This is a genomic window from Phycisphaerales bacterium (assembly GCA_020852515.1).
Classification (GTDB): domain Bacteria; phylum Planctomycetota; class Phycisphaerae; order Phycisphaerales; family UBA5793; genus UBA5793.
Map to the genome: position 1 here is coordinate 1 of JADZAS010000011.1, position 24,525 is coordinate 24,525.

General features: G+C 65.3%; 22 protein-coding genes. 6 read left to right on the forward strand and 16 right to left on the reverse strand.

What is annotated here, in order from left to right; translation table 11 throughout:
• Positions 1–757: 757 nt before the first annotated feature.
• From IT430_04855 to IT430_04870, 4 genes are all read right to left on the reverse strand, one after another.
• Entirely contained in the window at positions 758–2,203 is a 1,446-nt protein-coding gene (locus IT430_04855) for a DUF342 domain-containing protein (GenBank protein ID MCC6907251.1), read from the reverse strand.
• Positions 2,204–2,739: 536 nt separating this feature from the next.
• On the reverse strand, positions 2,740–3,252 hold the full coding sequence (locus IT430_04860) for a hypothetical protein (protein ID MCC6907252.1): 513 nt from the start codon (positions 3,250–3,252) through the stop codon (positions 2,740–2,742).
• 338 nt (positions 3,253–3,590) lie between these two features.
• Positions 3,591–4,781 carry a tryptophan synthase subunit beta gene (gene trpB / locus IT430_04865; protein ID MCC6907253.1) on the reverse strand — a complete coding sequence of 397 codons (1,191 nt, stop codon included), beginning with the start codon at positions 4,779–4,781 and terminating at the stop codon, positions 3,591–3,593.
• A gap of 54 nt (positions 4,782–4,835) precedes the next feature.
• The gene (locus tag IT430_04870) at positions 4,836–5,591 is read right to left on the reverse strand and encodes a hypothetical protein (GenBank protein MCC6907254.1); all 756 of its coding nucleotides are present in this window, start codon (positions 5,589–5,591) and stop codon (positions 4,836–4,838) included.
• A 244-nt stretch (positions 5,592–5,835) separates the two neighbouring features.
• On the opposite strand from IT430_04870, the gene IT430_04875 reads away from it, so the two are divergent.
• Entirely contained in the window at positions 5,836–6,210 is a 375-nt protein-coding gene (locus tag IT430_04875) for a glycine zipper 2TM domain-containing protein (GenBank protein ID MCC6907255.1), read from the forward strand.
• A gap of 39 nt (positions 6,211–6,249) precedes the next feature.
• Here the strand turns inward: IT430_04875 and IT430_04880 are convergent, their stop codons facing one another.
• The 5 genes from IT430_04880 to IT430_04900 all read right to left on the reverse strand — a co-directional run bounded on the left by IT430_04880 (position 6,250) and on the right by IT430_04900 (position 10,828).
• Positions 6,250–6,813 carry a hypothetical protein gene (locus tag IT430_04880; protein MCC6907256.1) on the reverse strand — a complete coding sequence of 188 codons (564 nt, stop codon included), beginning with the start codon at positions 6,811–6,813 and terminating at the stop codon, positions 6,250–6,252.
• A gap of 134 nt (positions 6,814–6,947) precedes the next feature.
• On the reverse strand, positions 6,948–8,162 hold the full coding sequence (locus IT430_04885) for a PA0069 family radical SAM protein (protein MCC6907257.1): 1,215 nt from the start codon (positions 8,160–8,162) through the stop codon (positions 6,948–6,950).
• Between the two features lie 23 nt (positions 8,163–8,185).
• A complete protein-coding gene (locus IT430_04890) occupies positions 8,186–8,608 on the reverse strand; it encodes a hypothetical protein (GenBank protein MCC6907258.1) in 423 nt (140 codons plus the stop codon).
• A 127-nt stretch (positions 8,609–8,735) separates the two neighbouring features.
• Positions 8,736–9,098: a hypothetical protein gene (locus IT430_04895; protein MCC6907259.1), complete on the reverse strand. Its 363-nt coding sequence runs from the start codon at positions 9,096–9,098 to the stop codon at positions 8,736–8,738.
• Between the two features lie 29 nt (positions 9,099–9,127).
• A complete protein-coding gene (locus IT430_04900; protein MCC6907260.1) occupies positions 9,128–10,828 on the reverse strand; it encodes a glutamine--tRNA ligase/YqeY domain fusion protein in 1,701 nt (566 codons plus the stop codon).
• A 57-nt stretch (positions 10,829–10,885) separates the two neighbouring features.
• On the opposite strand from IT430_04900, the gene IT430_04905 reads away from it, so the two are divergent.
• A complete protein-coding gene (locus IT430_04905; protein ID MCC6907261.1) occupies positions 10,886–11,503 on the forward strand; it encodes a hypothetical protein in 618 nt (205 codons plus the stop codon).
• 27 nt (positions 11,504–11,530) lie between these two features.
• Here the strand turns inward: IT430_04905 and IT430_04910 are convergent, their stop codons facing one another.
• Positions 11,531–13,201, reverse strand: a complete 1,671-nt coding sequence (locus tag IT430_04910; protein MCC6907262.1) for a glutamate--tRNA ligase — start codon at positions 13,199–13,201, stop codon at positions 11,531–11,533.
• Positions 13,202–13,457: 256 nt separating this feature from the next.
• Here IT430_04910 and IT430_04915 point away from each other — a divergent pair, with 256 nt between their 5' ends.
• Positions 13,458–14,681, forward strand: a complete 1,224-nt coding sequence (locus tag IT430_04915; protein ID MCC6907263.1) for a methionine adenosyltransferase — start codon at positions 13,458–13,460, stop codon at positions 14,679–14,681.
• 76 nt (positions 14,682–14,757) lie between these two features.
• On the forward strand, positions 14,758–15,894 hold the full coding sequence (locus tag IT430_04920; protein MCC6907264.1) for a M24 family metallopeptidase: 1,137 nt from the start codon (positions 14,758–14,760) through the stop codon (positions 15,892–15,894).
• 14 nt (positions 15,895–15,908) lie between these two features.
• On the opposite strand, the gene IT430_04925 is transcribed toward IT430_04920, so the two are convergent.
• Together IT430_04925 and rpiA are read right to left on the reverse strand one after the other, a co-directional pair.
• Complete coding sequence (locus tag IT430_04925; protein MCC6907265.1) at positions 15,909–17,042, reverse strand: PD40 domain-containing protein; 1,134 nt, start codon at positions 17,040–17,042, stop codon at positions 15,909–15,911.
• Positions 17,043–17,145: 103 nt separating this feature from the next.
• Positions 17,146–17,853: a ribose-5-phosphate isomerase RpiA gene (gene rpiA, locus IT430_04930; GenBank protein ID MCC6907266.1), complete on the reverse strand. Its 708-nt coding sequence runs from the start codon at positions 17,851–17,853 to the stop codon at positions 17,146–17,148.
• A 424-nt stretch (positions 17,854–18,277) separates the two neighbouring features.
• Here rpiA and IT430_04935 point away from each other — a divergent pair, with 424 nt between their 5' ends.
• A complete protein-coding gene (locus tag IT430_04935) occupies positions 18,278–18,712 on the forward strand; it encodes a hypothetical protein (GenBank protein ID MCC6907267.1) in 435 nt (144 codons plus the stop codon).
• A 21-nt stretch (positions 18,713–18,733) separates the two neighbouring features.
• Here IT430_04935 and IT430_04940 read toward each other — a convergent pair whose 3' ends face one another.
• Both IT430_04940 and IT430_04945 read right to left on the reverse strand, forming a co-directional pair.
• Complete coding sequence (locus IT430_04940) at positions 18,734–19,723, reverse strand: hypothetical protein (protein MCC6907268.1); 990 nt, start codon at positions 19,721–19,723, stop codon at positions 18,734–18,736.
• A gap of 100 nt (positions 19,724–19,823) precedes the next feature.
• Complete coding sequence (locus tag IT430_04945) at positions 19,824–21,161, reverse strand: beta-ketoacyl-[acyl-carrier-protein] synthase family protein (GenBank protein MCC6907269.1); 1,338 nt, start codon at positions 21,159–21,161, stop codon at positions 19,824–19,826.
• Positions 21,162–21,466: 305 nt separating this feature from the next.
• On the opposite strand from IT430_04945, the gene IT430_04950 reads away from it, so the two are divergent.
• On the forward strand, positions 21,467–22,657 hold the full coding sequence (locus tag IT430_04950; GenBank protein MCC6907270.1) for a GNAT family N-acetyltransferase: 1,191 nt from the start codon (positions 21,467–21,469) through the stop codon (positions 22,655–22,657).
• A 93-nt stretch (positions 22,658–22,750) separates the two neighbouring features.
• Here the strand turns inward: IT430_04950 and IT430_04955 are convergent, their stop codons facing one another.
• Together IT430_04955 and recO are read right to left on the reverse strand one after the other, a co-directional pair.
• Entirely contained in the window at positions 22,751–23,380 is a 630-nt protein-coding gene (locus tag IT430_04955; protein ID MCC6907271.1) for a DVUA0089 family protein, read from the reverse strand.
• Between the two features lie 318 nt (positions 23,381–23,698).
• The gene (gene recO / locus IT430_04960) at positions 23,699–24,475 is read right to left on the reverse strand and encodes a DNA repair protein RecO (GenBank protein ID MCC6907272.1); all 777 of its coding nucleotides are present in this window, start codon (positions 24,473–24,475) and stop codon (positions 23,699–23,701) included.
• Positions 24,476–24,525: the final 50 nt, after the last annotated feature.

Genomic DNA, 24,525 nt, shown 5'->3' on the forward strand with positions numbered 1-24,525 from the left:
CGCGCGCCAGCGCACCGGGTCAGGCGCGACTTGTGCGCTGACTTCTCAGAAACGCAAATAAACGGATTAAAACTCGCCTGCACCCCCTCCAGAAAAATGAAAATCGACGAAAATCGCCCAAAAGCCGCGACCATTTGGCGCTCTGGGCAAAATGAGCGTCGTGGCGCGCACGGTGCTGCTCGAAAACCAGCGCACGGAATCGCTCCCGTGCGCACGCCGCGCGCTTAACCCGGTGCGCGCCCGTGTTGGCACGCGATTTGCCTCGCACATTTCTGAAAATCGCCCCTGCCGCCCGCGCCACCCGGCACAATTCTTGCATGGCCACCCACTGCGCCGCGCCCCACCCCCACACTCACATCGCAAAATCAAGCCCCGCCGCGCACGCCAGCGCACGCGAATCGGTATCAGGTGATGACGCGCTGCCCCACGACAAATCCCTCTCGCGACCACCTCGACATCGCACGAAACCATGGGCTCCCGCCCACGGCTACCCGATCTCTCACCCCATCACCCATCACCCCATCACCCACTCACCCCCAGCGAACTCCAGACCCGTTGTCGTTGATCTTGGCGGCGCGGTCGAGAATGAAGTCGGTCGGCAACTCGACGTGATCGTTGAGATCGCGTAACGGGGCCGCAGCACTGGCGGCGTCACTCGATGCGCAACACGTTGCTCGTGGAGCAGGTCTGCGCATCGATCAGCTGGACGTAGCCGCCGCACGCGCTGGCGTTCAACTCGCCGGCGACGGTTGCGCCATCACGCCGCCTCGGCTGGGCGGTGCGGGCGGGTGATTTTTTCGATCGGGATTGGCGCCGCTCCCTGCGGGCAGAGCAGGACCTGGCCGCTTTCGGCGATGCGGATGAGAACCGGGCCGAGCACATCCATGTGCACGCGCATCGGCTGGCGGCTGATGCCGAAGACCACGCCCACGTGCAGCATCTTCGTGATCGTCGCTTCGAATGCCAGCAGCGTCTCGATGAGCGCAGCGGCCTCGTCGTGCTTGCGCTGGGCTTCTTTGCGCTGCTCATCGGTGGTGCGAATGTCTTCGGTTACCTTGATGAGCCGCTCGCGCGTCGCGGCGGGCAGTCGCTTGGACGGCGCGACGAGTTGCTCTCGCTGCTGCACGAGCGCCGCGAGCACGTGGCCCAACTGACTCACCACGTCTTCGAGTTTGCGCACGCGAGCGCGAAGCAGCGGCAGCGAGCCGAGTTGGATCGTCGTCTCGACGCCGGCGGGGCTGCCGAGCACGGCGACTTCCATTCCCTTGGCGCCGGCGAGCGTGCCGCCGATGATCGAACCCTGTTGCGAGATGACGCGGCCATGCACAAGCGCATCGCAACCGATCATTTCCTTTTCGAAGAGCAGATCGCCCTGCACTTCGATGCGCGTGCCATTGAGGTACCGCGCGATGATGTCGCTCTGCGATCGGATGAGTGCGTGCTCACGGCCGGCGATTCCGCCGGCGAGGACGAGATCGCCGTCGCAATCGAGCGTGGCCGCCTCGACGAGGCCGCGCACCTCGATGCGTCCCGTGGCGCGCACCTTGAACAGGTCGCGGACGCCTTTGCGAACTGTAACGTCGCCGTGAAAGTCGATGTTGCCCGTCGAGAAATCGACGTAGCCGGGCACCTCGAGAATCTGGCGGATGGTCGGCCTGCCTCGCTCGCGGGCGAAGACGCCGTCGAGTTGGGCGACGAGGTCGGCGTGGTCATTGAGGATGATGGTCTCGTCGAGTTTGACCTCCGCCGGCTGGCCGTCCTTGGCGGGAATCGGCTCGCCGAGGACGTTGCGGCCGGGGCGGCCGGGTTCGGGCGCGATGAGGCGCGCGATGACCTGCCCGGCGCTGACCATGGTGTAGGCGCTCTGCTCGTAGAACGAGATGCTGCCGTCTTCCTTGACGTGCGGCTTGTGTTCTTCTTCGATGAGCCACTCGATGCGGCCGTCGGCGCCGTGCTCGGGCTGGATGGCCTGCGCGACGGTGACGCGGTGCGAGGCATCGCAGGCGGGAGGATTGCTCACGAGTTCGGCGAGGCGCTGCAGGACGGCGTCAGTGATCTCGACGCCGGCCGAGCGGAGCGCTGCGGTGAGGCCGTCGACGCAGAACTGTTCTGCGCAGACGTTGTGCGGGATGGAGAGATCCGCCGTGAGCGCATCCTTGGCGACGATGACCTGGAGTTCTGCTCGGGCGGAATGGTGAGCCATTGGCCAATCCCCGCGCCTGGGCCGATCGGTGATCCGCAACGAGCCGATCGCTGACGCCGCTGGTCCCGGAACTGCGCACCATGCGCTTCGCGGCTGAGCACCGCTGCGGCGGCCGTAACGCGCACCACCGCAACGGGCTGTACCTTGTCGGAAAGATCGGCACGATCCGCAGAGGCATTCAATGCGATCCGCGGCAGGGCCGGATACGGCGGCGCCGGCGGTTGGGGTTATGCGGACGTGGAACTAACCTACGTGTCAAGCCACTGCCGCATCTTCGCCACTTCCCGAGTCAGCTACGTCTGCCTTGAGCTGGTCAGTGTTGGCAACAGGGCTTCTAGCGCTTCGATCTGTTCCTGCAGTGCCGTTGGATGTTGATGATCATCGTCATCCAGAAACGCAAACCATACATGGCGAGCGGAGATCGCATCATCCACCTCTTCTCTTTCGGCGCATGCCGACGCCTCGCCACCAGGAATGTCGCGTTCATCTCCGCACGCTGACCCACCCGAAGCGCATACCGGCGAGCCTCGGCGTGGTCAGATCCGCTGGGCTCGCTGCTCGGCGATGAGTTCGCGCGCGACGCGTTCGGCCAGTTCGTCGAGCAGGTCGCCGGCGATGCAGTCGCCCGGCGGCTGAGCCAGTTTCGCGGCGGCATCGCGGCGCTGCGGCAGGCAGCGGCCGACCTGGCGCGCGGCAAACGCGCAGGCCAGGCGGATGTGCCCATGCTCGCCGCCGTCGGCGCGCAGCAGGCGGATGATCGCCGCACGGTTGGCCGCAAGCGGCTCGAGGCCGGTGGGATCGTCGAGGATGACAAGCCATTCGCAGCCGGGGCGCAGCGACTCGAGCCCGAGCGGCTGGTCGGCGCAGAGACGGAGCGCCACGCCGCCGCGCGAGATATCGACGGCGGTGGCGAACTGCGCGACGCTGGTCAGGTCATCATCGAGAAGCCAGACGGCGGCCTCGCAGCGCCTTCGCGGATCGGTTCGCCGATCGTGCAGCAGCAGGCTGACACCTTCAGTTTCCTGGAAAGACGGATCGTGGCTGTTCATCGCAGGACTCCTTTCGAGTCCGAACTTCGTGCGGCACCCGGTGCGGACGCGAAGCCGGAACATGTAGCTCGATGTGAGTTCGCGTCTGCCGGGCGATTCGTCGGCCGGCAGCCATCGAACCAGCGATCCGTCAGGCGTTGCGGCGCCGCCCCTGGCGGGGCCAGCCGTGGAGATTGAGTCGCCGGCGGATCTCCCGACGCTCATGGTCGGGTATTTAGGTTATCGGCCGATGGCGCCGTCGCCGATAACCAATTGTGTGGCCATTCGGCAGGCAGAACACAAAATGTAGTGTCTGCTCATGAAATCAACACAAGATGTTGGTGCGGAAGTCCGCCGGATTAGGGGCGTTTCCCTGCCTCGATCAGCCGGGCCGCTTCATCCACATCCTTGTCCCCGCGGCCGGAGAGGTTGACGACGACGTTGCCCGTTGGTGCGAGCCGACCGGCGATTTCCACGGCTCGGGCGATGGCGTGGGCGCTTTCCAGGGCCGGGAGGAGTCCCTCGGTTTGCGCCAGCAGCGAGAACGCCTCGAGGGCTTCGGAGTCGCCAGCGGTGCAGTAGTGCACGCGGCCGGCATCGCGCCAATAACTGTGCTCAGGTCCGACGCCGGGATAGTCCAGCCCGGCCGAGATCGAGTGCACCAGGCTGGTCTGTCCATCGTCACTCTGCAGGACGTAACTGAGCGAACCATGCAGCACGCCGGTCCGGCCGTGTGACAGCGGCGCTGCGTGCTCGCCTTCGCGGGATCCCCTGCCGCCCGCCTCCACTCCGACCAACTGAACGGACGCATCATCGACGAAGGGATGGAAGATACCTGCCGCGTTGCTCCCGCCGCCGACGCACGCCACCACGACATCCGGCAGGGCGCCGATCTGCCCGAGGCACTGCGCGCGGCACTCGCGGCCGATGACGGATTGAAAATCGCGCACGATCAGCGGAAAGGGGTGCGGCCCGACGACCGAGCCGAGGATGTAGTGCGTCGTTTCGACCGACGTCATCCAGTCGCGCATGGCTTCGTTGGTGGCGTCCTTGAGGGTGCGCGAGCCGCTGTCCACGGCGATGACGCGCGCTCCCAGCAGTTGCATGCGCACGACGTTGAGTCGCTGGCGGCGCATGTCCTCGCTGCCCATATAGACATCGCACGCCAGGCCGAAGTGCGCCGCGGCGGTGGCGGTGGCCACGCCGTGCTGGCCAGCGCCGGTTTCGGCGATCACGCGCTTCTTTCCCATGCGCCGGGTGAGCAGCGCCTGTCCGATGGTGTTGTTGATCTTGTGGGCGCCGGTGTGGGCGAGGTCTTCGCGCTTGAGCCAGATCCGGGCGCCGCCGGCGTGTTCGGTGAGCCGCCGGGCAAGATAAAGCGGGGTCGGGCGGCCGACGAACGTGCGAAGGAGTTCGCCCAGTTCATCCTGAAACGACTGATCTGCGCGGGCGCGCGCGTATTCGAGGGTGAGTTCGTCGAGAGCCGCGACGAGCGTCTCGGGCACGTATCGGCCGCCGAAGACGCCGAAGCGTCCTCTCTCATCGGGCATGACGCTGGCGGTTTGGTTGGACGTCATGGAGCGCTTCCAGCCGCGGCCAACGCACTACCCGCCCGCGCCGGCCGAGCGCTGCGTCTGGTCGAACTCGCCTTCGTCGCTTTCATCCTCGTCCGCTTCGGGGCCGTCTGTTTCGAGCAGGCCCGAGACCTGATTGACCGACGCCTGCCCGGCCGGGCTGTCTTCATCATCTTCCGCATTGGAAGGCTCGGTTCGATACTCTTCGGGGTGGAAGCGCCGGTTCAGGGAATCGATCACATCCTCGAGTTCCGCGTAGATCCACGCGTCGAGTTTGACCGCCTGGCCGCCTCCCTTGGGACCGCCGTTGATCTCGAGCATGGCGATGGACTTGGACATCCAGCGCGTCATGTCGATGCCGGTCATTTCGTCGGCGGTGAAGGTGCCCTCGGGCGCAACGAGGCTGCCGTCGTCGTTGTAGGTGTACACGCGGCGGGCGGAGATGACCCATGTGGCCACGAACAGCACGCTGATGCCCAGGCACAGAGGCATGATGCCCCAGCGCTGGAACATGACGTCCATGTCCGTTCGCTCGGTGGGCGGCTGCGGATACTTGGCCTTGAGGGTGTTGTAGGTGCGGGATTCGTCGCCGAGGAGCGGTTCGCCGTTGCGAACGCGGGCTTCGAGCGGCCGGTAGACGTCGTAGTATTCCTTCCAGCGCTGCGCCTGGGCGGGGAAGAGCACCCAGCCGTCATACGCGGCCCAGAGGCCGAAGGCGAGGAAGAGCACGGTCAGGATGGCCTTGCGCAACCAGTAGCCGGTGGCAAGTCTGCTCTGTATGGCCATCAGGATCCATCCTCCGGGAGCGCCGGCGGCGGTGCGCCGGATCGGGTGAAGTCGATCGTAGTTCACCGGGGGCGGCGTTTCAGCAGGCGGTCCGCCAATTCGCCACCGCCGGGCCGCAGCGGAACATCGGCCCTTCGCGGCACGAACATGGAATACCTTGCCCGGCGGCCGCGTCTCTGCCGGAGGCAGACTGGTGCAGCCGCGCGGCGAGGCCCGCCGGCACACGATTCCGGGAGAGCATTCGATGAAAACCAGCATGATCAACGCGATCCGCAGTACGATCCTCGTTTCGGCCGGCGCGTCGGCACTGACGCTGGCGGGCTGCCAGAGCGACGCCCAGACAGGCGGGCTCATCGGGGCCGGGCTGGGCGCCCTGGCGGGGCAGGCGATCGGTGATAACACCACCGGAACGCTTATCGGCGCCGCCGTCGGCGCGGGGGCGGGGTACGTCATCGGCAACGAGAGCGACAAAAACAAGGCCCGCAACTCGCGCTACACCGAGCGATACGAGTACGGGTATGGCGAAGATGACCGCCGGTACGGTGATCGCTATCGCCATGATCGCTCCTACTGCGACCGCTGCGGCCATTACCACGAATACGACCACTGCGACCGCTGATCGATCGCGACTCTGACCGGCGCGTTGAGGTGGAATTGCTCAGTGGCGAGCGGACGCGAGCGGCTGACTCTTCACTTCAAGCGCCCCGAGTGCTCGCGCGGGCGTGTTGACGGCCGGCACGGCGCCGCTGCCCGCGCCGCTGGCGAACAGGCTCGGCAGGTTGCAGCCGTTCACGAAGTTGTACATCTGCAGCGTGCGTTCGTCGCTGACGCGCTGCGGCACGCGAGCTCGCACCACGCCCGTGACGGGGTTGTACCAGAAGCACGCGAGCGCTTCGTCGGCGGTGCGCACCGGCGGATGAATCAGTCGCGCCTCTTCGGCGGCGGCCACTTCCATCCAAGGGTGGCCCGTGCCGACGAGCGGATTGCGCGGCACGACTTCGCCGAACCACTCGGGGTCGATCGTGATCGGGAATCCATACTCATTGCGAGGCACGCGCTCGAGCGCCGCCTGGAGCATGACCTGCTGCTGAATCAGGCGGACGTTGGCGCGGACGGTCTCCACATCGCGCTGGTGCTGCTGCTCGTGTCGCTGGTGGAGGAGGATTCCCGCCAACAGCGCCGCCAGGACCACGGCCATCAGGCTGTCGAGAATCAATCGCATCGTCGTTCACGCCCGCTGCTGCGCGAGCCCTCCAGTGAAGAACTGTACGATTAACTTCGTCCGTAAACGGGCGTGAAAACAGTAAGTGGAGAGGATTGGCGGAACCTGTAGCGATTGTGCCGGACAGGCAACGTTCAGCCGCCATCCTGCCCGCCGCAGCCGAACAGCGGCAGTTGCCCCGATGCAGGGTCAAGCAGCGCGTCCGATACGTCGGGCCGGCGAAACGCCTCGTGGTTGAGCGGCGGCAATGGCCTGTCGAGCTTGAGTCGCCGGGCGAACGTCTCAAAGAGCGCGTTGATCTGCTCCGCTATCGGCCCCTTGCCGCGCTGCCGCACGCCAAAGGCGGGGTCGTAGAGGTCGCCGCCACGCATCTGGCGGAGCAGCGACTCGACGCGGCGGGCCCGGTCCGGATAGTGCCGCTGCAGCCAGTCCAGAAACAGCGCCTTGATCTGATGCGGCAGGCGGAGCAGGATGTAGCCCGCGGTGGACACCCCCGCTTCGGCCACGGCCTTGAGAATCGACGGGATCTCACGATCGTTGAGGCCGGGTATGACCGGTGCGATCATCGCGAAGGTCTGGATGCCGGCTTCATTCAGGGCCGCAAGCGTGGCGAGCCGTTCGGCGGGGCTGGCGGCGCGCGGCTCCATCTTCGACGCGAGGCGGTTGTCGAGCGTCGTGACGCTCAGCCCCACGCGGACGGCGCGGTTTTTGGCGAGTTCGCTGAGCAGATCGAGGTCGCGCAGGACGAGACTGCTCTTGGTGATGATGCCCACGGGTTGGCGACAGTCGGCGATCACTTCGAGGCAGCCGCGCGTGAGGCGATACTCTCGCTCGACGGTTTGATAGCAATCCGTCACGCCGGAGAAGACGATGGTCTCGCCTTTCCACTTGGGATGAGCGAGTTCGCGGCGGAGCAGGCGCGGGGCCTGCGTCTTGGCGACGATGCGGGTTTCAAAATCCAGGCCGCACGAGTAGCCGAGCCGCTCATGATCCGGTCGGGCGTAGCAGTAGATGCAGCCGTGCTCGCAGCCCCGGTACGGATTGATGGACCAGTTGAAGGAGACGTCGGGCGAGTTGACGTAGTTGAGAATGGTGCGCGTCGCGTCGGTGCGGACTTCGGTGGGCACCTGTCCGGCGCAGGGCGATTGCCCGTCCTCGCCGCGCTCTCGGGCCAGTTCGTCGAGATGCTCGCCGAGCACGTGCAGGCGGCGGATGACGCCGTGCTTCGGATCGCTGCCGACGTGGCGGTTGCCGGGGTTCAGCCCCGCTCCGCGCCCGCGAGGCACGCCATCGGGCAACACATCCGCGTATTCGTGGTCCGCGTCGAACTGGCTCTCCGAAGCCGGCATCCGAACATTATACGAACTTCTCGCTACAGCGGCCACTCGGAGAGCGGATCGCGCTGGTGCGAGATTGCCTTACCGGCCTGCTGAAAGGCCCTGCGAATCTCGGGCGGCATCTCATCGAGCGATTTGAACCGCTTCTCGACTCCTGACTCGTCGGTGTAGATGTAGACCCGGCCGGTTGCAACGCGCACATCACCAGGCTCGCCTCTCTCGGCAGCGCTTCGGCGCAGCGCGCTGATCTTGGTCCGAAGATCGGAGGGCAGATCGTCGGGGAGGTCACGCGAACTGCCGATCTGCTCGAATCGCGCATCTTCAATCCGCAGTTCCGGCCCGCGAAGCACGATCGCCTCATCTTCAGAGCTGAGGATGGCCGAGCCCGGTCTCCAGCCTGGCCGAGGAAAGAGCCACCCCAGGAATCGCGAAAGCCAGCCGCCGCCGGTCAACCGCATGCCGCACTGCACACAACGGGACTCCTCGGCCACTACCTTTGCGCCGCAATGTGAGCAGTAGTTGGCCACGAATGCCTCCCGGTTCGTCCGTTACCGTCGCCACCCCGCAATCGCTCAGGGTCGACCGTCACCAGACCAATGCAAACAGGCGGTCATGCGCGTTCGCTCCAGTGGTCCGGATCGGAAAGTCGATGCGCCACCCTGGACCGGGCCCACTTTCACTGCACTCGACTTCCCACTCCTCACGCCCCTCGCTGACGGACCGCAACATCGTCGCAAACTCTGAAAGCGAGAGCGGCGGATCAACCGACTGCTGATCATCGCCCGCGATCTGGACGATGATTTCCTCTCCGGCGTCCAAAGGCCACACAGCGACAACATTGTGGCACGGCGGATCATCAGTGTTCGCTCGGCCGAACGCAACAACACCAAATTCTGCGGATTGCTGCAGATGTTCTTCCAGGCGCAGGAGCAGTGAAGAGAGAGTCATGTTCTAACCTCGCTATCGCGCCGTCCAAGTCAGGACTGCTTCTGCGCCTTGCCCCACGAATCCTTCAGTGTCACCGTCCGATTGAAGACCAGTCCGGCCGATTTCTCGGTGTCAGGATCAACACAGAAGTAACCCAGCCGCTCAAACTGGAACGTCGCGCCGGCCTTCGCGCCGGCCAGCGACGGCTCCACCTTGGCGCCCCGGACGATCTTGAGAGAATCCGGGTTCAGGTTGTCGAGCCAGTCGCCGCCGTCGGGCACATCGTTGGGGTCTTCCTTTGAGAAGAGCGTGTCGTAGAGCCGCACCTCGGCGTCGAGCGCGTGAGCCGCGCTGACCCAGTGAATGGTCCCCTTGACCTTGCGGCCGTCGGGCGGGCTGTCGCCGCCGCGCGTGAGCGGGTCATACGTGCAGCGCACCTCCGTGATGTTTCCCGCGTCATCCTTGACCACATCCGTGCACGTCACCCAGTAGCCGTAGCGCAGGCGCACCTCGCGCCCCGGCGCCAGTCGGAAGAACTTGCCGGGCGGATTCTCCATGAAATCGTCGCGCTCGATGTAGAGCACCTGCGAGAACGGCACGCTTCGCCGGCCCGCCGACTCGTCTTCAGGGTTGTTCACCGCCTCCATCTGCTCGACCTGACCGGCCGGATAGTTCGTGATCACGAGGCGCAGCGGATCGAGCACGGCCATCACGCGATTGGCTGTGCGATTGAGTTCTTCGCGCACGTGGTATTCGAGGCGCGACAGGTCGATGAGCTGTTCGCGCTTGCTCAGGCCGACGGCGTCGCAGAACGCGCGGATCGCGGCCGGCGGATAGCCGCGCCGCCGCAGCGCCGAGAGCGTGGGCATGCGCGGATCGTCCCAGCCGGCGACGTGCCGGTCTTCGACGAGCGTGCGCAGCTTGCGCTTTGTCACGACGGTGTGCGTGAGGTTGAGGCGGTTGAACTCCGTCTGCCGGCTGGGGTAGATGCCCAGCTGCTCGATGAACCAGTCGTAGAGCGGCCGGTGATCTTCGAACTCAAGCGTGCACAGCGAATGCGTGATCCGTTCGATCGAATCGCTCTGCCCGTGCGCGTAGTCGTACATCGGGTAGATGCACCACGCTCCACCCGTTCGCGGATGCTTTGCGTGGAGGATGCGATACATCACCGGGTCGCGCATGTTCAGATTCGGCGACGCCATGTCGATCCTGGCGCGGAGCACGCGCGTGCCATCCGGGAATTCGCCCTGGCGCATGCGCTCGAAGAGGTCAAGATTCTCCTCAACGCTGCGGTCGCGATGCGGACTGGGCGCGCCCGGCTGCGTGAGCGTGCCGCGGCTCTTGCGGATCTCCTCGGCGGTCAGATCGCAGACGTAGGCCTTGCCATCTTTGATGAGCTGGATCGCCCATTCGTAGAGCTGCTCGAAATAGTCGCTCGCGTAGTACTCGTGCTCGCCCCAGTCAAAGCCGAGCCAATGGATGTCGCGCTTGATGGCGTCGATGTACTCCTGCTCTTCTTTGGTCGGGTTTGTGTCGTCGAAGCGCAGGTTGCAGTGGGCCTCGGCGGGCGCCTGGTCTTTGAAATCCTGCGGTATGCCGAAGTTCAGGCAGATGCTTTTGGCGTGGCCGATGTGAAGGTAGCCGTTGGGCTCGGGCGGAAAGCGCGTGGTCACCCGCCCGCCGTGTCTGTCGCTGCGCAGATCGTCGAGAACCATCTCGCGAATGAAGTCGAGTGTGCGTGTGGCTTCCATAGGCGGGAATAGTAGGAAGCGAAGACGCAAGCGGAGGCGGGAGTACAATGCGGCGCTGTGGCGAGAAAGACCATCGGACACCACCTCATCCTCATGCTCTACGGCCACTGGCTGCCCAACGACCCGCGAGGATCGGGCTCCGATGACTTCTACGACGAGAAATTCGCGCCGCTTGGGAGCATCCACCACGGACGAAAGCCCGAGCCGCTGCAGCCCACTCGCGAAGAACTGCGGCAGTTCCACCGCGAGGCGGAGCCGCTGCTGAACTTCCCCGTCGTCTGGATGGATGAAGCGAAGAGGCAAGCCGCTACGGACGCGATCGGCGAAACCCTTCGCGAACGAGGCTACACCTGCTGGGCGTATGCCGTTCTGCGCAACCACGCGCACATCGTGATTCGCATCCACCGTGATGATGGAAAGACCATGTGGGACTGCTTCGCACGGGCCATCGCCGACCGCTTGCGTCTTCGCTTCCCCAGCGACTGGAAAGCGTCGCACCCCGTGATCTCAGCGCGTCCCTATGATGTGTTTCTGTATACGCCTGACGACGTGCGCACTCGAATCGCGTATGTCGAAGGCAATCCGCAGCGCGAAGGACTGCCCCATCAGCACCACGACTTCGTCACGCCATACAACAACTGGCCGTTTCACAAAAAGCCCCCGCTGAAGCCGTGACATACGCCACCGCTTTGCGCCATCGCATTACGCTCCCGCAAACGCCTCCAGACACCTTCGAATTCGGTTCACCGTGGAGACCCGGCCCAGGATGGCCAGCGTTTCGTATATCGCCGGTGAGATCGTCGTGCCCGTGACGGCCACGCGCAAGGGCTGGGCCACTTTACCGAGGTTGCCGCCTGCGTGCTGCTGCACGTACGCGCCGATTGTCCTCTCGAGCGAGGGCACCTCCCAGTCATCCTGCTCTTCGAGAATTGGCAGGAGGTTTTCGAGGTGCGCGCGGCCGGGCATTTCGCCGCCCAGCATCGCCTTGCGCGCGTTCTTGTCGGCCGGGTCATATTCGATCGCGTCGTCGGATTCGATGAAGAACCGGCTGGAGCGGACCTGGTCGTCAAGCGTCTTGGAGCGCTTGTGATTCGCCGCCGCCAGCAGGTCGAAGTGCTCGGGCGGGAGTTTCTCAAGAAACTCGGTGTGGAACTCATTGCAGTGAGCGCGGAACAGATCCACGAACTGCTGCGTCGAGAGCGCCTGGATCGCATCGTGGTTGAACGACAGCAGTTTGGCGCGGTCGAACCTGGCCGGGCTCTTGAGCACGCGCTCGAAACTGAGCTTCTCGATGAGAAAGTCGCGATCGAATTTCTCGATGTCGCCGCCGGGGTTCCAGCCGAGCAGGGCGAGGTAGTTGCACAGCACCTCGGGCAGGTAGCCGCTGCGGCGGAAGTCATCGACGTTGATCTCCGGCAGGGACACATCCAGCTCATCGGCGAGCATCATCGCGCTGTCGAACTCAAGTTGCCGGTCCTTGTCCTTGAGCCACTCGTCGATGCCGGCCGTTCGGCGGAACTCGGCGCTCAGATCATCGATGCCCTTCTCCCGCACCGCCGCGCGCAGCGCCTTGTCCTTGTCGCGCTTGGACATCTTCGAGCCGTCGGGATTGAAGATCAGCGGCAGGTGCGCGTAGACGGGCCGGCGAAAGCCCAGCGCATCCTGCAGCACCATGTGCCGGGCCGTGTTCATGAAGTGCTCCTGGGCCCGGAGCACGTGCGTCACCTGCATGAGTTCATCATCGACCACGACCGCGAAGTGATAGGTCGGATAGCCGTCGGCCTTGCGTATGACGAAGTCATCGAGTTGCTCGGGCGCAATCGTCGCCTCGCCGAGAATCTCATCGCGGATGACGATGGGCTGCTCGGGGAGTTTGAAGCGGATGACAGCCGGCTCGCCGGCCTTGAGGCGGCTCTCAACGTCTTCGGGCGGCAGCATGAGCCCCGCGCGGTCGTAGCGGTAGTTCTGGTTTTCCTTGCGCGCCTCGACCCGCTTGGCGTCGAGTTCGGCGGCCGTGTCGAATGCGTAGTAGGCCTTGCCCTCGGCGACGAGCTGGTCGAGGTACTTCGTGTAGATCTCCAGGCGCTGGCTCTGGAAGTACGGGCCGTAGTCGCCGCCGCCGCAGTCTTCAAACTCGGGCCCTTCATCCCAGTTGATGCCGAGCCACTTGAGGTCGCGCAGGAAGCCGACGCTGGCCGCGTCGCTGCTGCGCTTCTGGTCGGTGTCTTCGATGCGCAGGATGAACTTGCCGCGGTTCTGGTGCGCGAACGCCCAGCAGAACAGCGCCGTGCGGGCGCCGCCGACGTGCAGATGGCCCGACGGCGAGGGGGCAAACCGGGTGCGGACGATCGGCGGATGCGGTGAAGCGCTCATCAGGGCAGGACGGTAGCGAGCGCGGCAGAATGCGGCCAGTAGCAAAGTCCGCGCGGCGGCTCGGGGCTTTCTGCTCGCGGCCTGCCGCGCTGTCCCTCGGTGCGGGCGCGCCCTATGATCGAACCAGTTACTCAATCCAAATATCCGGATGAACGGATGAATGACGCGGGCCTGAGCCGGCTCGCCTCCTGACGCCCCAGACTCGAAGCAGAAAGGCCTGTCCCCCATGCCCAGCCCCGGTACCATGACTTCCGCCATGCCCACCGCCAAGCCCGCTTCCGTGGACGCCACCCCCGCCGGCACGAATTACTTCTTCACCTCCGAATCGGTGAGCATGGGCCACCCGGACAAGGTCGCCGACCAGATCTCCGACGCCGTGCTCGATGCGATGCTCGCGGTCGATCCCAAATCGCGCGTGGCGTGCGAGACGATGGTCTCGACCGGCATGGCGGTGGTGGCCGGCGAAGTCACTTGCGACGGCTACGTTGAGGTGCCCGATCTCGTCCGCGAGACGATCCGCAACATCGGCTACACGGACGCCGACCTGTGCTTTGACGACAAGAGTTGCGCGGTGCTGGTGAGCCTTAAGAAGCAGTCGCCCGACATCGCCATGGGCGTCGATCGCGAAGGCGCCGGCGACCAGGGCATGATGTTCGGCTTCGCCTGCCGCGAGACGGAGGAACTCGAGCCCGGCACGTTCATGCCCCTGCCCATCCATCTCGCGCACCGGCTCGTGCACCGCCACGCCGACGTGCGCCAGCGGGAGGTCATCAGGGGTCTGCGGCCGGACGCCAAGAGCCAGGTCACGGTGGAGTACGACCGGCACAACATGCCGGTGCGCGTGCACACCGTCGTGCTCTCGACGCAGCACTCGCCCTATTACAGCAAGGACAGCACGCAGGAAGAGCTGCGCCAGCTCGTCAAGGAGCACATCATCAAGCCGACGTTCGGCGATCGATGGTGGAACGACGACATCCGCGTGCACATCAACCCGACGGGGCGCTTTGAAATCGGCGGGCCGCACGGCGACGTCGGCCTGACGGGGCGCAAGATCATCGTCGATACCTACGGCGGAATGGGACGGCACGGCGGCGGCGCGTTCTCGGGCAAGGACCCGACCAAGGTCGACCGCAGCGCCGCCTACATGGCCCGCTACATCGCCAAGAACATCGTCGCAGCAGGGCTTGCCGACAAGGTGGAGATCCAGTTGAGTTACGCCATCGGCGTGGCTGAGCCCACCAGCGTGCACGTCAACTCGTTCGGCACGGCCAAGGTGGCGCCGCATCGCATCGAAGAAGCGGTGCGTGAGCTCTTCCCGCTCACGCCGCGCGGCCTGATCAGCCATCTCAACCTGCGCCGGCCGATCTACCTGAAAACCGCGGCGCACGGCCACTTCGGCCGCACGCCTGATGCCGACGGCGGCTTCACGTGGGAGAAGACCGACATAGCCGATGCACTTCGCAAGGCGTGCGCCGACTGATCGTCTCGTCTCGACCATTACGCAACCGATCCGGCCCGGCGCATCTGCGCCGGGCCGGTTGTACAATGCGCTCGCCATGAAAGGTCAGCTTTCCATCGGGATCGAGCCCATCAAGCGCGACCGCCTCAACGCATTGTGCGAGCGACTCGGCCTGCACGCCCTGCTGCTTCGCAAGCGGGCGAACATCGCGTGGCTGACCGACGGCGCCGATGTGCACGTCGATCTCGGCAGCGCGACCGGTGTCGGCTCTGTCCTGTGGTTTGCCGAATCCTTCAAGCGCAAACCAGTCCTGCTCACCGACAACATCGAACGCAATCGCCTGCTCAAAGAGGAGCAATTCGATCCCGAACACTGGGATGTCGTAGCGCCAAACTGGTGGTCGTACGAAGCTGCATTCGATTCGATGCTCGACTCCGCGTTCAAGAAGGCAGGTGCTGACATCTCCCGATGCGGTTTCGACGTCATCGGAGCCGATCCGGTTCAATCCATTCGCACCCCACTCACGGAGCGCGAGATCGCAACCGTGCGAGCCCTCGGCGCCGACGCCGCGCAGGTCATGGCCGAGACACTCACGCACTTCATCAAGCCCGGTGTGAGCGAACTGGAGATCGCCGGCCATCTGACCGGGGAGCTGGGCTCGCTGAACATCCTCGCACCGGTCGTGCTCATCGCCGCGGATGATCGCCTGCAGCGCTACCGCCACCCGATTCCGACCAGCAACCGCATCGAGAAGACGGTCATGGTCGCTTTGTGTGCCCAGCGCAAGGGACTGACCGTCTCCATCTCGCGCCTCGTGCACTTTGGCAGGTCACTTCCCGACGATCTCAAGCGTCGTCACGAGGCCGTGTGCAAAGTCGACCGCGCCCTGCACGACGCCACGCAGGTTGGTCGGCGCTGGTGCGATTGCCTCGCCGACGGCATCGCGATGTACGAGCAGTGCGGCTTCAAGGACGAGTGGCACAAGCACCACCAGGGCGGCCCGATGGGGTACGACCTGCGCGACTTCAAGGCGACGCCCGATGAAACGCGCACCGTTCAGCCGCGCCAGCTCGTCGGCTGGAATCCATCCATCACCGGCACCAAGAGCGAAGACACCATCCTCACGCCGAATGCGAACATGCCCGGCGAATCGTGCGAGAACCTCACCGCCATGCGCAACTGGCCGCTCGATGAGTCAACCGGTCGCCCGGCCATTCTCGTCGTGAATGGCTGATTCAGATCAGCGCTTCACGGCCGGGTCTTCTCGACTCGCTCGCGGCCGGCCTGGGCTGCGATCCACTGCATTCTGATGGGACGCTGGCTCAGGCCGCGCACCCACCACGGCCGCGATTCATCACCCGCGGGCGGCGAAACCTCCGCCTGCGGGTCATCCGCTGTTGGCGAAGGGAAGTCTTCCTGCGTCGTTCCGACTTTGAGCTCTTCGGCTCCGGGCATCCAGTTGACCGGCACGAAGAAGATCTTGTCCTCCGCGAACATGCGCGGCCAGGGGACGTCTTCGGGCGCATCCATGGGCATCGCAACCCCGCCCAGGAATCCGCAGAAGATCGCCAGCACCTTGCCGTCCGGCCGCCACGACATGTCGTGCACCGTGTGATTCAACAACTGCGGATGAACGCCGTGCAAAGGAATGTCTCGCGTGGAACTGGTCTTGAGATCGACGATGAACAGCGAACCCAGACCGCTCCAGGCAAGTTGCGATCCATCCGGGCTGATGGCATACGAACTGATGTGCTGATCCGTGAGCAGGACGCGCCGGTCGATCTTGCCGCCGGGTTTGCGCGCATCAGGCGCTTTGGCGACGATGAGATCGATGAGCTGCTCCTTCTGCCGACTGCCTTTGTGCTCCAGATACACAATCGAACCATCGCCGAGGACCGACAGGCCGTACGCACGATGGGCGCCGCCGCTCACGCGAATCGGTCCCCGCTTGTGATTGATGTCGACGCACCAGACCTGCTGCATCGGCGCTTCACCGGCCAGAAACGCAAGCCGCTCGCCGTCGGGAAGCCATCGCGGTAACACCGGGCGATCCTGGTCGGTCGTCACCCGGCGCAGATTCGCCTTTCCGGATGGCTGCGCCGGATCGACATCCGCCACGTAGAGATCGAACGGCCGGTCTGAGCCGGGCTCGGAGCCGACGAACGCGACGCGTTTGCCGTCCGGGGACAGCACGCCCATCGGAAACGAATAGTCCTCGATGATCACATGGGTGTCGAGTGCGCGCGGATCGATGAGGACGGATTGGGCCTTGATCTCCACGTCGAGCCACCACTCCTTTGAATGGCCCGAAACGGCTTGTCCCGCGGCGCCGACACCGAGCACGAGCGATGCAATGGCGGCCGTAATCTGAGAGCGATGCATGCAAAACATGATGACCTCCCGGTGGTGCATGGGGAACCGATGCGTGAGCATACCGGGTGCGAAACTCTGGCGCGCAACAGCCGCGCAACGAATGGCGACCTCGTCAGGGTCGCTCTCGCCGCTCCAGCCGCTGGCGATCGGCGCTTTCAATGAGCACGACGTCGGCCTGGGTGACGAACAGGCCGTGGCCGACGACGCCGGGGATGGAGTCGATGTCGCGGGAAAGTTGCAGCAGATCGCCGGCTGATGTCTCGCCATATGCGCAGTCGAGCACGAGGTTTCCTTCGTCGGTCAGATAGAGGTCCTGCGTTTCATCGCCGACTGTTCGCAGGAGGGGCCCGAGGCCGATGCGTTCAAGACCGGCGCTGGTCGCCGCGAGGCCGAACTCGAGGACTTCGACGGGCAGGGCGAAGCGCTCGCCGAGGCGCTGCACGAGTTTGCTGTCATCCATGAGGTAGATGCACAGGTCGGCGGCGTCGGCGACGATCTTTTCGCGCGTCATGGCACCGCCGGCGCCCTTGGTCATGGCCAGGCCCGGCTCGAGTTCATCAATGCCGTCAAAGAGCACGTCGACGCGCGCCACATCGCGCATCGGCACGACGCTCAGTCCCAGCGAGAGCGCCAGTTCCGCCGAGCGCCGGCTCGTGGCCACGCAAGTGATGTCCAGCGACTCACGCTTCACTCTCTCGGCCAGGGCGTGGATGCCGCGGCTGGCGGCGCGGCCGGTGCCCAGGCCGACGATCATGCCGGTGCGAATCGACTCGACCGCCGCCTGAGCCAGCAGATCCGTTTGGCGCGGGTCTTGCGTCACAGCGCAGCTCCGCAGCGGTTCGTGCCAAAAGCACAAGCGTGTGCGCCGTCAGTCGAGGCGGCGCACACGCTTGAAAGTTCAGGCACGGCCGGTGCAAGTGTGCGGAGCATGGTACCACTTGCCAACCCGGCGCGCGCCCTGCATCTCTCCGTCCTTCGACCGGTGTGTCGTGCGACATGGCCGATCGTCAAGATCATAGCAAACCATAAGCACGGTCATCCAGTCGCGTCAAGATTTCGGGCAGCTCGATTTCTTGCGCCTCATCGTTGGCGCGTGAGGTGATTGCCGATGGCCGAATCCGCCAAATGCGATCGGCGCCGCGCGCTGCGCTGCAGCTGCGGACGTTCGAGAATCGACCAAACTCGCCCGCTGGAACGGCCGATATCTGACGGAGCAGGGCCACGCGCCCGCCGGGAGCGATCGCATGCGAAGCACGACATTCCGAGCCGTTTACCGGGGAGTTCTCGCGGCTGCGGCTGTGGTCTGCATAACCGCGTGCCTGAGCGGTTGCGGGCCCAGCGACACGCGCAGCGCCGCTGAAATCCGGGCCGACCTTGTCGCCTCCATGCTCAAGGGCTTCAAGCAACCGGGTCTGAGCATTTCGGTTTCAGCCGACCGCTACGACGCGCAGGCCCAGGAACTTCGCGGCGTGCACGTGAACGGAAAGCAAGGCCTTCTCTATGCGGAACGCGCAACCATCACCGTCGATGAGAACACCCGGGCCGTTCGCATGAGACTCTTTGACGTCATCGTCGCCCAGCCCGCAGAAGGCTCCGGCGCTGCAGAAGGCTCGGAGGGCAAACTCGTGCGGTACCGTGAGATGGTGCTCGACGACCTGAACGCGCCCGCCAAGAAGTAGCGGCGCTCCCCGCCGGCGCGATTAGCGCTGCGGCTGTTCAAACTCGATTTCATCTGGGCTGGGCGGAGCGGGATTGGCGCGCTGCCGGCTCTGGAAGAGACGCTGCCGCTCGGCACGCGCCCGGCGCAGCCGCTCGCGCATCTGCGGCGTGAGCTGCGATTCATCGAGCATCGGCCGGCCGGCATCATCGAGTTGCATGCCATCCATCATCCGATCCATCGCTTCAGGCGCGATGCCTGCGGCGGCCAGCCGTCGCCGCAACTGCTGCTCCTGCTGGGCGGCGCGCGTTTCTTCCAGGCGCCGGTCGAACTCGACCTGCTGCTGGGCGGTGAGCAGGTCGTAGAGGCGCTTCATGTACGGCTCTTGCGGCGGCGCGCCTTGTCGCAGCGCCGCCATCTGCTCCATCGCTTCGCGCGCCTTGGCCGTGGGGACGGGCCAGCCGGCGCGGTCGCCTCGCGCCGCGTCGGTCGCCGGTCGCTGCGGCGCGTCGGATCGCGGCGCCTCACCGGGCGCGGCTGGACGGTCGGTTGGGCGGTCCGTGACCTGCGCTGGGCGGCGATCCGTCACGCGGTCCGTAACAGCGTCGCCAGCGCGACCGGGGGCTGCGGAAGCGAGCGGGCCGGCCGATCGATTCTCCTGCGCGATGATGGATCGCAGACGGCGGAACTCCGCCGCGTGCTCTTCGAGGTACTGCTGCGTGTCCTGCTGGTACTGCGCCGCGATTGCTTCGGCCTGGCGGCGCTGCTCATCGCTGAGATCCATGTCTTTGAGAATTGAGATGTATTGCCGCAGGTTTGCCTTGAAAGCGCGCTCGACCGGCCGGTCGGCGCCAAAGGACATTGCAGCGCCGGGGGCATCGGAGAGATGCACGCGCGGACCCGCCAGCGGCGGCGGCTGGAGTTCCCGCGCGGCCGCCGGGTCGGCCGAGGGCGGCGTTGCGGAATCACGCGCGAAACCCGGTGCGGCGAAGAGCAGCCCGCAGGTCATCACAAGAGTAATTCTGCACAGCACGGCGTGTCCTCCACGGATCGATCTTGCGTCGTCTGGCGCAACGCTTCATCGGCTGTGCTATTGCAGCCGCGCCGGCCACTGAATGGTAGTGGCGGGCCGGTCAGCCCGTGAATCGTTTGAAGATATTCGAGGCGTTGGCACCGCCGAAGCCGAACGCGTTGTTGAGCGCGTAATCGATCCGCCGCTCGGCCGCTTCGCCGCGGACGTAGTCGAGTCCGGTGCACGCTTCATCCACGTTCTCGAGATTGAGGATCGGCGGAACGACGCCATCGCGAATGGCCTGGACGCACTGGATCGCCCCGAGCGCCCCGGCCGCGGCGATGGCGTGGCCCATCATCGACTTCGTTGCCGTGATACTCGCGCGAGGCGCTTGGTCGCCCAGCGCGATGCGAATGCCGTCGGCCTCGGCGGGATCGCCGATGCCCGTCGATGTCGCATGGGCAAACACAACGTCAATGGCTTCGGGATCGAGTTGCGCATCAAGCAGTGCGGCTCTCATGGCGCCGGCCACGCCGTCGCCCACCGGCTCGGGCGCGTACAGGCTGTTCGCATTCGCCGAGCCGCCCGCACCGACGACTTCCGCGAGGATCGTCGCATCGCGCCGCAGCGCGTGGTCGAGCGTTTCGAGCACCAGCACGCCGGCGCCTTCGGCCAGCACGAACCCCGAGCGATCGCGATCGAACGGGCGGCTGGCATGATGGGGATCGGCACTGAAGGTCGTCAGGGCCCGCATCGCGTTGAGGAACCAGATGCCCCACGGATCGACGACCGATTCGCATCCGCCGCACAGCGCGACTTCGCACTGCCCCCGCCGCAGCCAGCGCAAGCCGCGCTCCACGGTCTTGGCGCCGCTGACGCAGGCGCTGCTCACGGTGAACAGCGGACCGGCGGTGCGGAGGTAGCGAGCGACGAGGTGCGTGGGGTAGTCCGGGTTCTGCCGGTAGACGATGTTGGGCTCGATGGTGTAGCCCCGGTGCTTTTCGCAGAAGTCCCGGTAGACGATCTCGACCAGATCGCCCATTCCGTCCGTGCCCGGGCCGCTGTCTGGGAAATACTGCAGACCCTTGCCTCCCCAGACGTCGCGGCCACAGTTGTAGTGCGCGTTGGCCAGCACCACGCCCGCCTGGCTCAGTTCGCCGCGAGCCATGTCCAGCCCGGAGGTCTCGATGGCTTCGAGTGCCGCGGCGAGGCCGATCTGGGTGAAGCGGTCGCCAACGTACGCCCACTCGGCGCCGAGCACCTCAACGGGGTCGAAGCCGTGGATTTCGCCGGCGACGGAGATTTCGAAGCCCTGGCAATCCGGAAGGGAGAGTTTGCGGATGCCGGACTTGCCTTCGAGCAGCGCACACCACATCTGCTCCGCCGTCAGGCCAAGGCAGGTCACCGCACCGAGGCCGGTGACAACGACTCGGTTCCCTTTGGCGTTGCCGGCTGTCACGAGAGCTCTCCAGTCGTTGCAGCGTTGCTGCTGCAGTCGTTGCGCACAAGGTCTGCCCGGGCCATTATCGTCCAGAGCCACCCCTTGATTGAGGCCCGCCGCCGCGCCTGGCGCTCCCCGACTGCGGAGCCCAACTATACGCAGGAGCAGCGCCGGTGTTGCCCCGCGCGCTCGATGCCGGATGCGGTTTACCGATTCGCAACACTGGCGCATGGCTCGATTCGGCCGCGATATGATGTCCGGTTGTTCGCCGGACCGCCGCCGGGCGTTTGACGCCGCGATGCGATCGGCACAGGAGCGTTTCAGTGTCAAGCGATACCACCCCAGCAACCGGCGAGCCGAGAATCAAGGTCAGCGACCTCGAGATCAGGCGGTTTGAGCGCGGCGACGTGGCCCGGCTGCCCAAGCTTCTCAAAGAGTGTCTCGGCCGCACCGTCGAACCATCGTACCTGGAGTGGAAGTTTTTCGGCGGGCCGTACACGAAGGACCTCGGCTTCTTCGTTGCCCTGCACGAGGGGGAGATCGTCGCGTTCATCGGCGCCAATCCCGTCCCCTATGCGGTCGATGGCGAACTCTCGCTCATCTACCAGCACCAGGACACGGCGATCCGGGAAGACTGCCGCAGCCTCGCACTGCTGCGCGCCATGACCGAGGGCGTCGAGCAGGCCTTCAGCCTGCCCTCGGTGCGCCTGACCTACAGCATCACCACGCCGCACATGCGCGCCCTGGTGACGAAGCGCATGAAGTACACCGTGGTGTGGGAGGATCTGAAACTGGTCAAGCTCATCTCGCTTCGAGGGATGGTGAGCAAGGCGACCAAGTCTGCGGCGCTGGCGTCGATGCTGCCCGGGCCTATGACCAGGTCGTGGAAAGCCCCGGCGTCGATGACCGGCGACATCGCGCCGGTTGATCGCTTTGGCGCTGACTTCGACCAATGGTGGAAGGAGGCGCGAAAGCCGGGCGAGAACGGCCGCATCTTCGGCTGGGGCGAGTCGCACTGGCTCAACTACAAGTTCCGCACCGACGCCGCCGTGCCGTTCAAGTGCTTCGCCTACCGCGAGGCGGGGCAGGTGATCGGCTGCGTTGTGCTCAACATCACGCGCCTGGACGTGCGGATCTGCTACATCGACATGCTGTGGACCTTGCCCGCGCGCCAGGATGTCGTGGACCTGCTGCTGAGTTTCGCATTGCACGAAGCGGCGAGCGAGAAGTGCGATCAGGTTGCGGCGTGGTCGCAGGAGGCCACGCCGCTGGGGCGGGCGATGCTCGGCCGCGGCTTTGCGCGCCGGCCGACGTCGCAGTGCATCTCGGTCAAGCAGGTGCAGCCGAACATGGGAGACCTCGGCCTCAAGGGCGAGCACTGGAACATGCAGCGCGGCCACACCTACTACACCTCGGTCGGGCACCTTGAAGCCGAAGAAGGCACGCAGCGCCTCTACCAGGCCAAAGAGAGCCGCGACCAGGACCGCGCGGAGCGTCTGCGCGACCAGAAGTAGAAAAAGACAATCGCCCGAGCCACGGAGGTTCGGGCGATTGAGGTCGTGCACGAAGACGCGCGGCTCACGCCGCGACAGGCGTTCGAGTCATTCTCACGCCTGACGACGACGGCGGCTGGCAGCGGCGATGCCGCCGAGTCCGAGCAGCGCCACAGCGCCGGGAGCGGGAATCTCGCAGAAGCCCGCGCCGACGAGGGCGATCGAGTAATCGCCGTCGGTGCTGCCGGAGCTGCTCCACGAGTTGAGCGGGTCGCCAGCGCCGGGGCCATCCGGAGCGCGCTCGACGTTGAACGGGCTGTTGGCCCAGATCAGGCCGGAGATCGACGACGGATCGGCATTGTACTGGCTGATGGCCAGGTAGTAGATGCCCGGCGACGTAATGAACGCACCGGTGATCGTCGACTGCAGCGTGCCGCCGCTGGCCGCATCGTCATTGTGGGTCACGCCGTAGCCGTTCGCATCGAAGAGGAACAGCTGCGTGTCGATGCTCGTACCGCCCACGGTGCTCGCACTGAACGAGCGGATGTCGAGGATGCGGATGCAGTAGATGTCCACGTCGTTGGGGTCATGATGACCGCGAATCGCGTCGAGCGATCCGAGGCCGACGGTGTGCTGGGCAGTCGCGATGGACTGGCCGGCATCACCCTGCTCGGCCCACACGTCGCCGAACGCCGCTCCAGACAGAGCGAGCGCCGCGGCTCCTGCAAGTAAGGCAATCTTCATTTTCTTCTCCTCCAAAACCACTTCCTGTCGACAGAAACTCAAGAAAACACTTCTTGAGAAGGATTCGCCAAAAGTCTTGAGTTGCCGCCGCGCGCCACGCGAGCAGCCCCCGATACTGGTCGGCAGGCGCCATTCTCTCAGGATCGCGCCTGCCTGCTCACGCACCCTCGATCAGTGCAGGCTAACACCATACCTCAGTTTTGACCGGTGCACAACCCGAATGGCGCGCAATGGCAAAAAAGGGGCAGATTCCTGCGGAAACATCGGCCATGCCAGCCGTTATAGGACTCTGACGACACCGTCCCGGGTGATGCGCCCTTAGCGCGAATCGATCGCTCCAACGAAGTGCCGCATCGTGGGCAGTTCGCGCCCCATGAGGTGGCGCAGATACGCGGCCAGAAGACGGTTGGCTCGCACTGCAGTGGTGTCCCGGCCATCCGCCGCGTCGGCGGTGTCGGGATGCTCACCTGGCTGCGACGCCTTGCCGCGCTCCAGACTTCGCAGCATCTCGATGGTGCCGAGCCGAACCCGCCACAGACCACCGTTGCCGTTGAGATTGACGGTTCCGCCTGCCTCGGCGCTGAAGCCCACCGCGCCGTCGTCGCCGCTCAATGCCAAGCCGGTTCGCGCGTCGCGATCGAGAATTGGCTGGTAGCCCGTCTCAACGAGCACGCTCCACTGGAACCTGAGCACCGCGCCAGGCGCCTCCAGGGGCTGCTCCACGCCGCGCAGGGCGGCGAGCAGTTCGTCGTAGAGGCGAGGGTGCGGATCGCCCTCGTGGAGCATGTGGGCCGCGAGATCGGCCATGTACAGTCCGGCCCGGTGCGCATCGAGCCGTGCTGCGAGGGACGGAAAGATCTCAAGCAGATTCCAGTCGGTCAGCGTGGCGAGTTCGCGGCCTTTCTTGACGATGGCCAGGACTTCGCCGCGCGTGAGCAGTTCGATGCCGCCGGAGAATGACCCCTTCTCCCGCTTGGCGCCCTTGGCGATGCCGCGCAGCAGCCCGAGATCGCGGCACAGCAGCGAGACGGTCTGACTCGTTTCGGAGAAGTCCCAGCGTCGAATGCAGATCGCTTCATCGCGCACGTTGGCCATGGCATGAGAGCGTAGGTGCGTTGCGCAGCGGGTTTCCGCGCCTCACTCGC

Bases quoted from the DNA above. Each gene is read 5' to 3' on its own strand.
- IT430_04955 (MCC6907271.1), bottom strand. From the start codon at position 23,380: ATGAAGATTGCCTTACTTGCAGGAGCCGCGGCGCTCGCTCTGTCTGGA.
- trpB (MCC6907253.1), bottom strand. From the start codon at position 4,781: ATGCCCGATGAGAGAGGACGCTTCGGCGTCTTCGGCGGCCGATACGTG.
- IT430_04900 (MCC6907260.1), bottom strand. From the start codon at position 10,828: ATGGAAGCCACACGCACACTCGACTTCATTCGCGAGATGGTTCTCGAC.
- IT430_04920 (MCC6907264.1), top strand. From the start codon at position 14,758: ATGAAAGGTCAGCTTTCCATCGGGATCGAGCCCATCAAGCGCGACCGC.
- IT430_04875 (MCC6907255.1), top strand. From the start codon at position 5,836: ATGAAAACCAGCATGATCAACGCGATCCGCAGTACGATCCTCGTTTCG.
- IT430_04935 (MCC6907267.1), top strand. From the start codon at position 18,278: ATGCGAAGCACGACATTCCGAGCCGTTTACCGGGGAGTTCTCGCGGCT.
- IT430_04855 (MCC6907251.1), bottom strand. From the start codon at position 2,203: ATGGCTCACCATTCCGCCCGAGCAGAACTCCAGGTCATCGTCGCCAAG.
- IT430_04890 (MCC6907258.1), bottom strand. From the start codon at position 8,608: ATGCGGTTGACCGGCGGCGGCTGGCTTTCGCGATTCCTGGGGTGGCTC.
- IT430_04870 (MCC6907254.1), bottom strand. From the start codon at position 5,591: ATGGCCATACAGAGCAGACTTGCCACCGGCTACTGGTTGCGCAAGGCC.
- IT430_04885 (MCC6907257.1), bottom strand. From the start codon at position 8,162: ATGCCGGCTTCGGAGAGCCAGTTCGACGCGGACCACGAATACGCGGAT.
- recO (MCC6907272.1), bottom strand. From the start codon at position 24,475: ATGGCCAACGTGCGCGATGAAGCGATCTGCATTCGACGCTGGGACTTC.
- IT430_04860 (MCC6907252.1), bottom strand. From the start codon at position 3,252: ATGAACAGCCACGATCCGTCTTTCCAGGAAACTGAAGGTGTCAGCCTG.
- IT430_04915 (MCC6907263.1), top strand. From the start codon at position 13,458: ATGCCCACCGCCAAGCCCGCTTCCGTGGACGCCACCCCCGCCGGCACG.
- IT430_04910 (MCC6907262.1), bottom strand. From the start codon at position 13,201: ATGAGCGCTTCACCGCATCCGCCGATCGTCCGCACCCGGTTTGCCCCC.
- IT430_04880 (MCC6907256.1), bottom strand. From the start codon at position 6,813: ATGCGATTGATTCTCGACAGCCTGATGGCCGTGGTCCTGGCGGCGCTG.
- IT430_04895 (MCC6907259.1), bottom strand. From the start codon at position 9,098: ATGACTCTCTCTTCACTGCTCCTGCGCCTGGAAGAACATCTGCAGCAA.
- IT430_04925 (MCC6907265.1), bottom strand. From the start codon at position 17,042: ATGCATCGCTCTCAGATTACGGCCGCCATTGCATCGCTCGTGCTCGGT.